14 protein-coding genes are annotated in these 12,438 nt (G+C 43.6%); 11 read left to right on the top strand and 3 right to left on the bottom strand.

Annotated elements, in window-relative coordinates; translation table 11 throughout:
* The first annotated feature begins 99 nt into the window (after positions 1–99).
* The 11 genes from ABV001_RS07380 (at position 100) to mnmL (ending at position 9,588) form a co-directional block, all read left to right on the top strand.
* Positions 100–831, top strand: coding sequence for a pyridoxine 5'-phosphate synthase (locus tag ABV001_RS07380; protein WP_352422199.1), 732 nt, complete (start codon positions 100–102; stop codon positions 829–831).
* Positions 832–963: 132 nt separating this feature from the next.
* The gene (locus tag ABV001_RS07375; RefSeq protein ID WP_352422198.1) at positions 964–1,620 is read left to right on the top strand and encodes a MotA/TolQ/ExbB proton channel family protein; all 657 of its coding nucleotides are present in this window, start codon (positions 964–966) and stop codon (positions 1,618–1,620) included.
* Between the two features lie 299 nt (positions 1,621–1,919).
* Complete coding sequence (locus tag ABV001_RS07370) at positions 1,920–2,327, top strand: ExbD/TolR family protein (protein ID WP_323425864.1); 408 nt, start codon at positions 1,920–1,922, stop codon at positions 2,325–2,327.
* Positions 2,328–2,337: 10 nt separating this feature from the next.
* Positions 2,338–2,997 (top strand): beta/alpha barrel domain-containing protein, encoded by a 660-nt coding sequence (locus ABV001_RS07365; RefSeq protein WP_352422197.1) that lies wholly within the window; start codon positions 2,338–2,340, stop codon positions 2,995–2,997.
* Between the two features lie 41 nt (positions 2,998–3,038).
* Positions 3,039–3,821, top strand: coding sequence for an energy transducer TonB family protein (locus ABV001_RS07360; RefSeq protein ID WP_352422196.1), 783 nt, complete (start codon positions 3,039–3,041; stop codon positions 3,819–3,821).
* An 80-nt stretch (positions 3,822–3,901) separates the two neighbouring features.
* On the top strand, positions 3,902–4,447 hold the full coding sequence (locus tag ABV001_RS07355; protein ID WP_352422195.1) for a DJ-1 family glyoxalase III: 546 nt from the start codon (positions 3,902–3,904) through the stop codon (positions 4,445–4,447).
* 384 nt (positions 4,448–4,831) lie between these two features.
* Positions 4,832–6,880, top strand: coding sequence for a 30S ribosomal protein S1 (gene rpsA, locus ABV001_RS07350; RefSeq protein ID WP_352422194.1), 2,049 nt, complete (start codon positions 4,832–4,834; stop codon positions 6,878–6,880).
* Between the two features lie 113 nt (positions 6,881–6,993).
* On the top strand, positions 6,994–7,515 hold the full coding sequence (locus ABV001_RS07345) for a GFO_1088 family ECF-type sigma factor (RefSeq protein WP_352422193.1): 522 nt from the start codon (positions 6,994–6,996) through the stop codon (positions 7,513–7,515).
* Entirely contained in the window at positions 7,499–8,017 is a 519-nt protein-coding gene (locus ABV001_RS07340; RefSeq protein WP_352422192.1) for a PG0215 family putative anti-sigma factor, read from the top strand. Before ABV001_RS07345 ends, ABV001_RS07340 begins: the two co-directional genes overlap by 17 nt.
* A 17-nt stretch (positions 8,018–8,034) precedes the next feature.
* Positions 8,035–8,433: a hypothetical protein gene (locus ABV001_RS07335; protein ID WP_352422191.1), complete on the top strand. Its 399-nt coding sequence runs from the start codon at positions 8,035–8,037 to the stop codon at positions 8,431–8,433.
* Between the two features lie 195 nt (positions 8,434–8,628).
* Entirely contained in the window at positions 8,629–9,588 is a 960-nt protein-coding gene (gene mnmL / locus ABV001_RS07330) for a tRNA modification radical SAM protein MnmL/YtqA (protein WP_352422190.1), read from the top strand.
* On the opposite strand, the gene ABV001_RS07325 is transcribed toward mnmL, so the two are convergent.
* The 3 genes from ABV001_RS07325 to ABV001_RS07315 form a co-directional block, all read right to left on the bottom strand.
* Positions 9,576–10,301, bottom strand: a complete 726-nt coding sequence (locus tag ABV001_RS07325) for a lipoate--protein ligase family protein (RefSeq protein ID WP_352422189.1) — start codon at positions 10,299–10,301, stop codon at positions 9,576–9,578. The genes mnmL and ABV001_RS07325 overlap by 13 nt on opposite strands.
* Entirely contained in the window at positions 10,298–11,365 is a 1,068-nt protein-coding gene (locus ABV001_RS07320) for a substrate-binding domain-containing protein (RefSeq protein ID WP_352422188.1), read from the bottom strand. Before ABV001_RS07320 ends, ABV001_RS07325 begins: the two co-directional genes overlap by 4 nt.
* Before the next feature lie 147 nt (positions 11,366–11,512).
* Positions 11,513–12,391 (bottom strand): AraC family transcriptional regulator, encoded by an 879-nt coding sequence (locus ABV001_RS07315; protein ID WP_352422187.1) that lies wholly within the window; start codon positions 12,389–12,391, stop codon positions 11,513–11,515.
* Positions 12,392–12,438: the final 47 nt, after the last annotated feature.

Below are 12,438 nucleotides of genomic sequence, written 5' to 3'. Positions count from 1 at the left end.
GCAAAACGGTTATTTCGTATTACTTTTGTATCTGATTTACAAAGATGGCAAAATTTTGCCTATTTGAAAGTTCCTACGGGTTTTTATTTTTTTCTTTTTATGACCAAACTCAGTGTAAATGTAAACAAAGTAGCTACTTTGCGGAATGCACGCGGCGGAAATATCCCCGATGTAGTGCAGGTGGCTACAGACTGCCAGCTCTTCGGCGCAGAAGGGATTACGGTACATCCCCGTCCCGATCAGCGCCACATCCGCTATACCGATGTCTTTGACTTACAGTCAAAAGTATATACGGAATTCAATATAGAAGGTAATCCCACTCCCGAGTTCATCTCGCTGATCAGAAAGATCAGGCCCACACAGGTAACGCTTGTGCCCGATGCACATGATGCTATTACCTCCAATGCCGGATGGGATACCGTTACACATAAAGATTTCCTGGCCGATGTAGTCAACGAATTCCAGACGATGGGGGTACGCACCTCTATTTTCATCAATGCCAGTCCCGAAATGGTACGGATGGCATCACAAATCGGTACGGACAGGGTTGAACTCTATACCGGACCCTATGCCGAGGCGTACGGGGCAGAAAAGGAAAAGGCAATCGCTCCCTTTATTGAAGCTGCTACCCTGGCGAAGAACCTTGGACTGGGCGTGAATGCGGGGCATGATCTGAATTTGGAGAATCTCGCTTATCTTTACCAGAATATCCCCTGGCTAAAAGAAGTATCAATAGGTCATTCGCTTATTAGCGATGCACTCTACATGGGGTTGAAAGAAACAATAAAAGCGTATAAAAATTGTTTAAAAGAGTCGCCGGAAGAAGTTTAACTATTCAAATTAGCTATCTTTATCCGAAAATAGAGAGAAGAGTGAAGAGCAAAAAATATAAAATAGTCGTGTGAAATGAATTTATTGCAAATACCGGTGCCGGGAGATACTGCCCAGGCAATTTATGACACCATGCAGCAAGTAGCTACTGCCGAGACCGAAGCTGTCACGATGAATGCGTTTGATCTTGCGCTAAAAGGCGGTTGGTTGATGATCGTTCTCCTGATTCTCCTACTGATGACTATTTATGTGCTTATAGAGAGAACACTGGTCATCAACAAAGCAAACAAAGAGGATGATTCTTTTATGAATCGTATCAAAGATTATATCCATGAGGGCAAAATTGATGCCGCTATTGCACTTTGTCGCAGTACCGACACGCCCTCTGCCCGTATGGTAGAAAAAGGTATTTCCCGACTGGGAAGACCCACGGCCGATGTAATGTCTGCCATTGAGAACCAGGGTAATATCGAAATCTCCAAGCTGGAAAAAGGGTTGCCGGTATTGGCCACGTCCTCATCGGGTGCTCCCATGGTGGGTTTCCTTGGTACGGTGACCGGAATGGTGAATGCTTTTATGAGCATGGCAAATGCAGGAGCTAACGTGAGTATAACCACACTCTCCGCCGGTATTTACGAAGCATTGGTAACTACCGTTGCCGGTCTTATCGTAGGAATTATCGCCCTCTTTTCTTACAACTATCTTACCACCCGGATCAAGGGAATTGTAAATAGGCTAGAAATGAGGATTATGGAGTTCATGGATATCCTCAATGAACCGGCAGCATAATTATTCGATGGTTATTCGATAGTTATTCAGTGGTTATTCAGTGGTTATTCAGTAGTTATTCGATAGTTATTCAGTGGTTATTCAGTAGTTATTCAGTAGTTATTCGATGGTTATTCGATAGTTATTCAGTAGTTATTCAGTAGTTATTCAATGGTTATTCAATGGTTATTCAATGGTAATTACGTGCGAAGCACGAATAACGCACGAAGTGCGAATGACACGAGCAGAGCGAGTGAATAACGGCGAAGCCGAATAACAATAAAATCATTGGCAAATTGATTCATTAGCAGATTAGTTTTATGGCTTTAAAACAACGATTTATAATAGAGACTAATTTCAGCATGGCGTCCATGACGGATGTGATCTTCCTATTACTCATATTCTTTATGATCACTTCCACCTTTGTCGTGCCTAACTCTATACAGGTATTGCTGCCTCGTTCGCAGCAACAGACACAGGCAAAGCCCATCACGCGGGTAACCATCGATAAGGATCTCAATTACTATGTTGCCAATGCCAATGAAACGGAACGGCAGGTATCTTTCGAAGCTATCACGCCTTTCCTGCAATCGGTCTATACAGCCGACCCCAGTATATTCGTCGCGCTTTATGCCGATGAGAGCGTCCCTTATAGGGAGATAGTCCGTGTATTGGATATTGCCAATCAGAACCAATTTAAAATGGTACTGATGACACGTCCGAATTAAGGAACAAACAATGAGAAAGGCTCCGTCATATCCCGGGAGACTCAGGAAAAATATAGTAAGGGTTCCTGAAATTATCGACACCTGTTCGGGAATCAATATTTTCGGACAGTCGTTGAAGTCTTTCTTGTTCAGTACCGATGTCGCTATTATCCGCAATACCAATGCCGATGCGATTATAGCTGTTTATCCGTTTACACCTCAGCCGTTGATATCGCATGCACTTATCCTTGCAGCTGATAAACCGATATTTTGCGGTGTGGGAGGAGGTATCACCACGGGGGAGAGATGCATAGAACTTGCTATCGATGCGGAATTCCAGGGAGCTTTGGGTGTCATATTGAATAAACCCACCCAAAACGACACGATTGAAAAAATGAAATTGAAAATAGATATTCCGATCATCATTACCATCGTGTCCGGGAAAGACGATATAAAAGAACGTATCAAAGCAGGAGTGGATATCTTCAATGTTTCAGGAGCGGAAAAAACGGCAGACATTGTAAAAAAGATCAGGGATATAAATGATGATATTCCCATCATTGCCACGGGCGGAAAGACCGATGAGACTATCAGAAAGGTAATTGAAGCAGGCACCAATGCAGTTTCTTATACGCCGCCCACCACGGCCGAATTATTCAAAGAAATAATGATACGGTACAGGAACGAATAAAAGCGCCCTGTTAAGCATACATCAATTCAGTTGTCAGAAACATGATTACAAGAGAAAAAATAGGAGGCATAATAGGAACAGTAATTTTTGCGATATTACTCTTCCTTATCTTATTATTTTCTGTTTTCACATTATCTTTTCCACCCGAGGAATTGGAAGGAATACCGGTAATGTTCGGGACCACTGAAGAAGCTTTCGGGATTGCCGAGGCCCCCTTCACGGAGATAACACCTACCCCTACTCCCTCACCTGAAATTCCACCCTATTCTCCGACCGAACCGTTAATCACCCAGACCACGGAACCTACCATCGACGTGGAAGCAGAACGGGAAGAAGAACGACGAAAGGCTCAATTAGAGGCTGAACGAAAGGCGCGGGAGGAAGCCGAACGACGTCGCAAAGAAGAGGAAGCGCGCAAGCGGGAAATTAACCAACAAATGTCGGGACTCTTCGGAGAGAGTGCGGGAAGTCGTGGCAATACGGAGGGTCAGGGCACACAAGGGGTATCTACAGGAAACGCTACACAAGGTTCTCCTACCGGCACAGGGGGGATAGGCTCCTACGACCTGGGAGGACGGAGTCTGGGAAGCGGCGGGTTAGGGCAACCCAACTACACCGTGAACGATTATGGTACCGTCGTTGTTAATATCACAGTAGATCCTGCAGGCAACGTGATCCATACGGAAATAGGACGCGGCACAAATACACCCAGTGCCACTCTCCGAGAAGAAGCTTTACGAGCTGCGCGAAGGACGAAGTTTAATGCGATCAACTCTGCCAATAATCAACAGGGAACTATTACCTATCGATTTAATCTCAACTAAATAATATGGGTAACCACTAAAAAAAGATTACCCCTCCCTACAAAGGAAGGTATTTTTAAGTTTCACTAAAAACAACCATCATGAAGAAAGTAGCCCTCTTTTTAGCAAACGGTTTTGAAGAAATTGAAGCGCTCGCCACCGTCGACATTTTGAGAAGAGCGCAGATACCGGTTGAAACCATATCCATTTCGAATGACAAAACCGTAATCGGTGCGCACAATATACCGGTCATTGCTGACAAAATTTTTCAGGAAACCGATTTCTCGGAAGTGGAGGTATTGGTGCTACCAGGTGGAATGCCGGGTGCTAAACACCTCAACGAAAATGAAGCGTTGAAAAAGCTGATTACACAATTCAACGACGAAGGAAAACAGATAGCCGCCATCTGCGCCGCTCCCATAGTCCTGGGCGGCCTCGGACTGCTTCAGGGCAAACGGGCAACTTGCTATCCCGGTTTTGAAGCAGAACTGACGGGTGCACAAACAACAGGCGAAAATGTAGTGGTCGATGGCAATATCACTACAGGAAGAGGTCCCGGACTGGCGTTCGACTTCGGACTAAGATTGGTAGAGCAAATCGCCGGCCTCAAAATACGGCAGGAAGTACAAAACGGGCTGTTACTGTAATCTTCCGGCAGGCAACAGATTCCGGCCAATCCGATCTCGAATGGATCGATAGCCCCGTATCGAATGAACCGATAGCCCCGTATCGAATGGATCGATAGCCCCGTATCGAACGGACCGATAGCCCCGTGTCGAATGAACCGATAGCCTTATACTAAGAAGTTGTTTTTATAATTCAGAACAGATTCTTATATAAACTAAAAAATTAATGGTGCAGGGAGTTCACTAAAGTCAGACTATTTCTTCACTCAACATAGTCAAAATAAGTTTTGTCTATGCAATCGCTTGTCGAAATAGTTGGTAATTACCAAAAAACCAACTACCTTTGCACCGTTTTTTTAGCAACATAATGTCTCACTTATTTAATTGAAATTTATTTCACAACAAATGACAGAAAATTTAAACAATGTGGCTCCCATAGAAGATTTCGACTGGGCCGCCTATGCTGAAGGTGATTCCTACAGTAAAGAAAGCAAACAACAACTTACCGAAAGCTACGACAACACCTTGAACAAGATCAATGACAAGGAAGTCGTGACAGGTACCGTTACCTCCATGAACAAACGCGAAGTGGTTGTAAACATCGGCTACAAATCCGATGGTGTGGTTTCGATGAATGAATTCCGATACAACCCGAACCTGAAAGTGGGCGACGAAGTAGAAGTGTACATCGAAAGCCAGGAAGATAAAAAAGGACAATTGATCCTTTCTCACAAAAAAGCACGTGCTTCACGCTCCTGGGATCGTGTCAATGCCGCGCTTGAAAACAACGAAGTGATTAACGGATACATCAAATGCCGCACAAAAGGCGGTATGATCGTGGATGTATTCGGTATCGAGGCATTCCTCCCGGGTTCACAGATCGACGTGAAACCGATCCGAGATTATGACATCTTTGTTGATAAGACAATGGAATTCAAGGTGGTAAAAATTAACCCTGAATACAAAAACGTGGTTGTATCGCACAAAGCCCTTATTGAGGAGGAACTCGAACAACAGAAAAAAGAGATTATCTCGAAACTCGAAAAAGGACAGGTACTCGAAGGCGTCGTGAAGAACATCACTTCTTATGGTGTGTTCGTCGACCTTGGTGGCGTGGACGGCCTCGTACATATTACCGACCTCTCATGGGGACGCATCCAGCACCCGGATGAAGTGGTGAAACTGGACGACAAGATCAATGTGGTAATCCTCGACTTCGACAACGAGAAAAAACGTATTGCACTCGGTCTGAAACAGTTGACCCCGCACCCATGGGATTCTTTGAGCGAAACCCTGAAAGTGGGCGATATCGTCAAAGGAAAAGTGGTGGTCATTGCCGATTACGGTGCATTTGTAGAAATCGCTCCGGGCGTAGAAGGATTGATCCACGTTTCAGAAATGAGCTGGACACAACACCTCCACAGTGCACAGGACTTTATGCATGTAGGTGAAGAGGTAGAAGCAGTCATCCTGACGCTCGACCGCGACGAACGCAAAATGTCACTCGGTATCAAACAACTCAAACCCGATCCATGGGAAGATATCGAACAGAAATATCCTGTCGGCAGCACGCACACCGCTACCGTGCGTAACTTTACCAACTTCGGCGCATTCGTTGAAATTGAAGACGGCGTAGAAGGATTGATCCATATCTCCGACCTTTCATGGACGAAGAAGATCAAACACCCGAGCGAAATAACCGAAATCGGTGCTCCTATTGAAGTACAGGTACTCGACATCGACAAGGAAAACCGTCGTTTGAGCCTTGGCCACAAACAACTGGAAGAAAACCCGTGGGATGTATTTGAAACCATCTTCACCGTAGGTTCTATCCATGAAGGTACCATTATAGAAATGCTCGACAAGGGCGCGGTTGTTTCACTGCCTTATGGCGTGGAAGGATTTGCGACTCCCAAGCATCTGGTAAAAGAGGACGGCTCTCAGGCCCAGTTGGATGAGAAACTGGAATTCAAAGTAATCGAATTCAATAAAGATGCCAAACGCATCATTGTCTCTCACAGCCGTATCCACGAAGATCTGGCCGATGACTCCAGAAAGAAGAGCAACAAACGCTCCGGCGGAAGGAAAGAAAGCGGAAACGAAGCAGCCGCTGCCATCCCTGCAATGGAGAAAACCACCTTGGGTGATATCGAAGAGTTGGCTGCACTAAAAGAAAAACTCGACAGCCAAAAGATAGAAGCACTAAACAAAAAGGTGAAACAGGAAGAAGCTGCCAAAGAAGCTAAAGCAGCGGAAGCAAAAGCGGAAGAAGTGAAAACGGAAGCTGCTCCTGAAGTTGCGGAAACTGCAAAAGCAGTAAAAGCTGAAACTCCTGAAGTTGCGGAAACTGTAGCAGAAGTAAAAACTGAAGAAGTGGTAGCAGAAGAGCCCAAAGCGGAAGCCCAGGCCGAAACTGAAACTGCCGGTGCTAAGGAAGCAACAGAAAAAGAGTAATTGATTACTTTTCCACATAGAGTAAAAACTGTCCGGAAACCCGGGCAGTTTTTTTTTATAAGAAATCCGCCGGCTGATGTAAGAAATCCGGCACTATCCCGTCTATATAGTATATGAATGTCCGACAGTTCCAATATCAGATCCTTTGCCTCTCCGATAAGTCATATCGGATGGCACTGTCGATCTTAAAGAATGAAGGTAATGCGAGGGATGCGTTACAGGAACTGATGGCACGCCTATGGGAAAAGCGCGAGCAACTGGATGCTATCACCAACCATCAGGCATTTGTACTCACATCGATGCGGAATCTGTGCTTTGACATGCTACGCAAGTCAATCCATACACTCGAAATTCCGGCGGACACCGAATACAACGCCCCCACCCCATATCAACAAGTAGAACAATCCGATATGATGAACCACATCGCTAAAATGATTGATGAATTACCCGAAATGCAACGAACCATTCTACGAATGAAAGATGTGGAAGAGATGGAATTGAAGGAAATTGCCCAGATAATGTCGATGACGGAGAATGCCGTCACCGTAAACCTCTCAAGAGCACGAAAAAAACTTCGCGATATGATCATGCACAGCCAACAGAAAGAAAATACAATATATGAACGATATAGATAATCTGCTCGAGAAATACTTCAACGGCGCATCCTCAACCGAGGAAGAGAAAAGGTTGAAGAGTTATTTCAATGAGACCGGCATATTGCCCGAACATGAAATATACAAACCTCTTTTTGCCGTTTTTGACTTGGAAAGACAGATAAAAGCGCCGGGAATCGCTCTTTCGGAAAAGAATACAAAAAGGCTCTCCTTTACCCGTCGTACAATTATTTGGATAGCAGGATCGGCGGCTGTAGCACTTTTGGCTATCACACTCTCGACCTTTAACCCCTTGCAGGATCAAAATAGGGAATATGTAGTAATTGTAAACGGGAAAAAGATCTCCAATCCACATAAAGCACGGCAATATGCCGAGAACATGTTTGCAGAAGCGGAAAAGATCGTAGAAAATTCTTATCAGCCTTTCCGTGAAGCAGCAAATATGAAAGAGGAACTCAACGCCAGGAAAATTTTAAGGGAAACAGCACAAAAAATAGAGGATATAAAAACAAATAACCCATAAGTAAAATTCAAATCATTATGAAGAAATTATTTTCAATTATGCTTATCACGCTGGCATTTTCAGCTGCGGCATCTGCTCAACAGGTGGAAAAATTGTTCGATAAATATATGGAAGATGTACGCTTCCAATACATTTATGACGGATCGGACATAGACAAGAAAGAAGGGAAATGGATAAATAAAGGGCAAAAAATGCTTACGCTGAGTAGAGCAGAGACCGGTCTGGTGAAATCATTTTCGGATGAAGTAAATGCCGCCATAAAAACTGACGGCTATAAACAGACTACCTTTGTGAGAAATGGGACAAACAGGGTTTCGAATTATGAAAAAGAGACGGTCAACAAGAAAGATGAATTGACCGTGATTCAAAATAATGAAACGCATATAATGTTTATATGGGAATCTTATTCAAAGTAATCAACTCTACTTTTTTTAATATAAATGACCGGACGGGAATGTGGCGTGAGCCATATTCCCGTTATTTAAGCGCCGAACCCCTGTTTCCTTCCCGAAAACATTTTATTCCTGTAATTGTTTAAAAGGGGAATTAAAATCAGCACTCCTGTTATGAGCGGCTTTACGTTATGAATTCATATAATAAATATAAAACGCGTGTTTTCAAACGACAAACCATATCGAGATTTTGCCGAATTTCTTTCTGCAAAATTCCCCTATAAAGTACAAAAGATATCCGTCAACGCCGGTTTTACCTGCCCCAACCGTGATGGCAGTAAAGGGCGCGGCGGATGTACCTATTGCAATAACCAGAGTTTCAGCCCCGGTTACGGCAAACCGACCAGGAACATCCCGGAACAACTGGCCGACGGCATTCATTTCTTCTCACACAAATACCCCGAGATGAAATACCTCGCCTATTTCCAGTCTTATACCAATACTTACGACAGCCTGGATTCCCTTATCTCCAAATACGAAGAGGCGCTCTCCCACCCTGATGTGGTAGGATTGATCGTAGGTACCCGTCCCGACTGTATGCCTCCTGAGCTGCTCGATTATTTCGAAGCGCTCAGCAAAAAGACGTTTGTCATGGTGGAATACGGGGTGGAATCAACTTTGAATAAAACATTGGAAAGGATAAACCGGCAGCATACTTATGAAGAATCAGCCGTGATGATCCGGGAAACCGCCGGACGGAATATTATAACAGGAGCTCACATGATTTTAGGGCTTCCGGGTGAAACCACGGAGGATATCCTCTCTCATGCCGATATGCTTTCACGGCTTCCACTCACAACACTGAAGCTGCATCAACTGCAAATCATCAGAGGAACAGCTATGGCAAAAGAATTCCGGTTATTACCCGAATCGTTTCACATCTTTGAACTGGATGAATATATCGATCTGTGCGTCTCTTTTGCGGAACGGCTGAAGCCGGAGATTTACATTGAACGCTTCACGTCACAATCACCGGAAAAACTGCTGATCGCACCCGCATGGGGTCAGAAAAATTATGTGGTGACAGAAAAAATAGTGAAACATTTCCGGGAAAGGGAAACCTGGCACGGACGATTGTATGGATCTCCGCAAGGACAACGCGCCCCTCACATCCTGTAATTCCAGTCTCTTTGTATATACTTGTCTCCCTGCAACTTTCGTATCCCCTCTTCCTCATGGGCTTCAAAAGAACCAATATGGTCCGTCCCCATCACTAACCCCATCTGAAGGGCAAACTGCAGGAAAAATTGTGCTGATTCGAACCCCTCCCCTCTTTCCTGCAAGTATGACCGGATGTTTTTTACGGGGCTGGGTACCGAAGCGGTCGCCTTCCTTACCAGATCCCTCTTTTCCGGATTCAATGCCTTCGAGAGCATCCGGAGATCGGTATCATAAAGCAGCGTACCATGATGTATTTCTCTTCCCTTAGAAAGATGGGATGCAGTTCCCGATATCTTGTAGCCCTCCAGCCAAAGGTCTTTCCGTTTCCTTACTTCAACGGGAATATCCAATGCCTGAAGTGTCTCCACCACCGGATCAAGAAAACGGGCGCTCAACGGCTCCCCGGTTTTGCCATGGATAAAACTGTAATTCAGGTTGCCAAGATCATGATAAACAGCCCCGCCGCCCGACAATCGCCGTATAATCCGGATGTCATGTTCTATACAGAAATCCTGGTCAACTTCATTCAGCACCGCTTGGTTGGATCCTATAATCACACTCGGTTCATTGACATATAACAGTAAAAAATCTTCTCCCGCTTTTGAAAAAAGGTATTCTTCTGCAGCCAAATTGAACGAAGGTAAAGTAGATTGGGAAAGAATGATGTTCATGACATAAAATTGAACTGGTTGTAATAACCGATCGTCTCTTTAGTCAGGATATCGAGTTGTGTATAGTTCTTTACTTTTACCGGTTTACGGTATATCAGGTACTCGATCACTGTCTTCATTGCCAGAAACCCCTGATGTTCCGGCTCCTGTCCGATCAGGAAATCAATATATCCCTCTTTCAGCCCTCTTACATTCGAAGCCGTGAGATCCAGGCAAACCAACCGGATATCATTGATTCCGTTTTTAGCGAAATAATCGGCAACGATCCCTCCCCTGGAATTGAGGACCACCACCCCGCCAATCTTTTGGCGGTCATGGAAGAACTCCCTCAACTGCTGGTCGAACTTTTCCGGTTCCATGGCGGTAAAAGGTATTTTATGTACGCTATTGGCGATATGCTTCTCCTTGAGGTAGTCATTAAAACCCTGCTTTCTCAATATACTTGTGTTGGCACTCTGGTCTCCTATCCTTACAGCCTGTAACATCCCGATATCACTACCTGTTGGAATGATAGAGGTTATCAGCTTGGCCACCAGATAACCACAAATATAATGATCGGAAGTGAAGAAAGCGAGCGGCATTGTATTCTCTAAAGGAGAATCTACAAAAACATAGGGGGTATCTCTTTCATCCAGCTGTTCTGTCAGACGGACAGTCTCCTCCTTAAAAGTAGGCCCGATAATGACTGCATCGGCATCCGTCTGCGCTACCTGATCATAAACTTCCCTGCAGGAATAAATATCGTATTGGTTGTAAGTATATATCAAACATTGTACCCGGATATTTTCAAACTCCTCCAATGCATGATGGATACCCGAATGAATACTTTCCCAATATTCCCCTTTCATTACATGGGGGGTAGTGATTACCACCTTATATTTTCTCTTTAAAGATAATCCGGAGATATGGATATTCGGCTTATAATTTACTTTCTTCAGCACTTCCTCTACAGCTATACGTGCCGATTCTGAAACATTCCCCCTGTTATGGAGTATACGATCCACCGTTCCGGCAGAAACGCCGGCCATTTCCGCTATATCCTTAATGCGAATTTTCCGTTGCATATAGGGTCAATTTTATTGATATGTGATAAACACAAACATGTGAATGAATGAATAAATAAGAATAAGTGCAATTATTTTACAAAGTAACAAATTAATTTTGAATTTTTATAAAAACATAGAAATAGTTCTGATAACCGGAAAATGTATTCAGACAGCCTTATTAAACTCCAGGATGTATTCTGTAGGCGTATAACCCATCACCTTTTTAAACTGCCTGTTAAAGTTGGAAATATTATTATATCCTGTTTCATAACAAATTTGGGTTATTGTCAGTCTTCTCTCCAATAGCAATTTACACGCATAACTGATCCGGAGTTCGTTGATATATTGAAAACAGGTCTTACTCGTTTTTTCCAGAAAGTAACGACAAAATGCACTTATATTCATCCCCGCGATATCTGCAATATCATGTAGTGTAATTGACTTTGTATACTCACGGTGCAGGAAAGCCTTCACTTTAATTATGCGGGGATCATCATCCTGGGTATTTATAAAAGTATCTTCGTTTTCATCCCTTAATAACCTCTTTTCTTGGGAATGGCTCATCAGGGAAAGAATTTTTATTGTCTCCAAAAGCAGGTCAAGCCCACTTAGTCGAAGTGCCTTTGTCATCCTTTTCCGTATTGCCTTATTGGCATCCTTTTCAAAATAAATGCCATATTGGGCATCCTCCAATAATTTTTTTATCTTGGAAAATTCCGGGTATCGTTGCAGTGAATACTGGAAAAAATCTTTGGAAAACTGGAGAGTGACAGCATTTACCCTGTATTTCGGATCATTCTGATAGTATTGGATATCATTTCTGTACATGTGGGGGACACTGCTTCCCAACAGCACCAGATCTTCATCTGAAAACAGTTCTATATTATTCCCTACAAAACGGGTACCCGTACTTTTCAATACATACACAATTTCATACTCTTCATGAAAGTGCCAGGGAAACTTGAAATAATCATAGTCACACCATTTTATCTTGATGGGTGACCCGCTGCTAAGATTCAGCTTCTCATGCATTATTTTTGTCATAGCCCTATAATTTGACGCAAATATAGTATTAATAATTGCAAATATAA

This window comes from Proteiniphilum sp., from assembly GCF_040307845.1.
GTDB lineage: Bacteria > Bacteroidota > Bacteroidia > Bacteroidales > Dysgonomonadaceae > Proteiniphilum.
Note: the sequence above shows the minus strand (reverse complement) of the source record. Positions and strands in the feature narration are given on the sequence as shown.

Excerpts from the sequence above, each read along its gene's own strand:
- ABV001_RS07380 (WP_352422199.1), top strand. The coding sequence starts at position 100 with ATGACCAAACTCAGTGTAAATGTAAACAAAGTAGCTACTTTGCGGAAT.
- ABV001_RS07375 (WP_352422198.1), top strand. The coding sequence starts at position 964 with ATGCAGCAAGTAGCTACTGCCGAGACCGAAGCTGTCACGATGAATGCG.
- ABV001_RS07370 (WP_323425864.1), top strand. The coding sequence starts at position 1,920 with ATGGCTTTAAAACAACGATTTATAATAGAGACTAATTTCAGCATGGCG.
- ABV001_RS07365 (WP_352422197.1), top strand. The coding sequence starts at position 2,338 with ATGAGAAAGGCTCCGTCATATCCCGGGAGACTCAGGAAAAATATAGTA.
- ABV001_RS07360 (WP_352422196.1), top strand. The coding sequence starts at position 3,039 with ATGATTACAAGAGAAAAAATAGGAGGCATAATAGGAACAGTAATTTTT.
- ABV001_RS07355 (WP_352422195.1), top strand. The coding sequence starts at position 3,902 with ATGAAGAAAGTAGCCCTCTTTTTAGCAAACGGTTTTGAAGAAATTGAA.
- rpsA (WP_352422194.1), top strand. The coding sequence starts at position 4,832 with ATGACAGAAAATTTAAACAATGTGGCTCCCATAGAAGATTTCGACTGG.
- ABV001_RS07345 (WP_352422193.1), top strand. The coding sequence starts at position 6,994 with ATGAATGTCCGACAGTTCCAATATCAGATCCTTTGCCTCTCCGATAAG.
- ABV001_RS07340 (WP_352422192.1), top strand. The coding sequence starts at position 7,499 with ATGAACGATATAGATAATCTGCTCGAGAAATACTTCAACGGCGCATCC.
- ABV001_RS07335 (WP_352422191.1), top strand. The coding sequence starts at position 8,035 with ATGAAGAAATTATTTTCAATTATGCTTATCACGCTGGCATTTTCAGCT.
- ABV001_RS07325 (WP_352422189.1), bottom strand. The coding sequence starts at position 10,301 with ATGAACATCATTCTTTCCCAATCTACTTTACCTTCGTTCAATTTGGCT.
- ABV001_RS07320 (WP_352422188.1), bottom strand. The coding sequence starts at position 11,365 with ATGCAACGGAAAATTCGCATTAAGGATATAGCGGAAATGGCCGGCGTT.
- ABV001_RS07315 (WP_352422187.1), bottom strand. The coding sequence starts at position 12,391 with ATGACAAAAATAATGCATGAGAAGCTGAATCTTAGCAGCGGGTCACCC.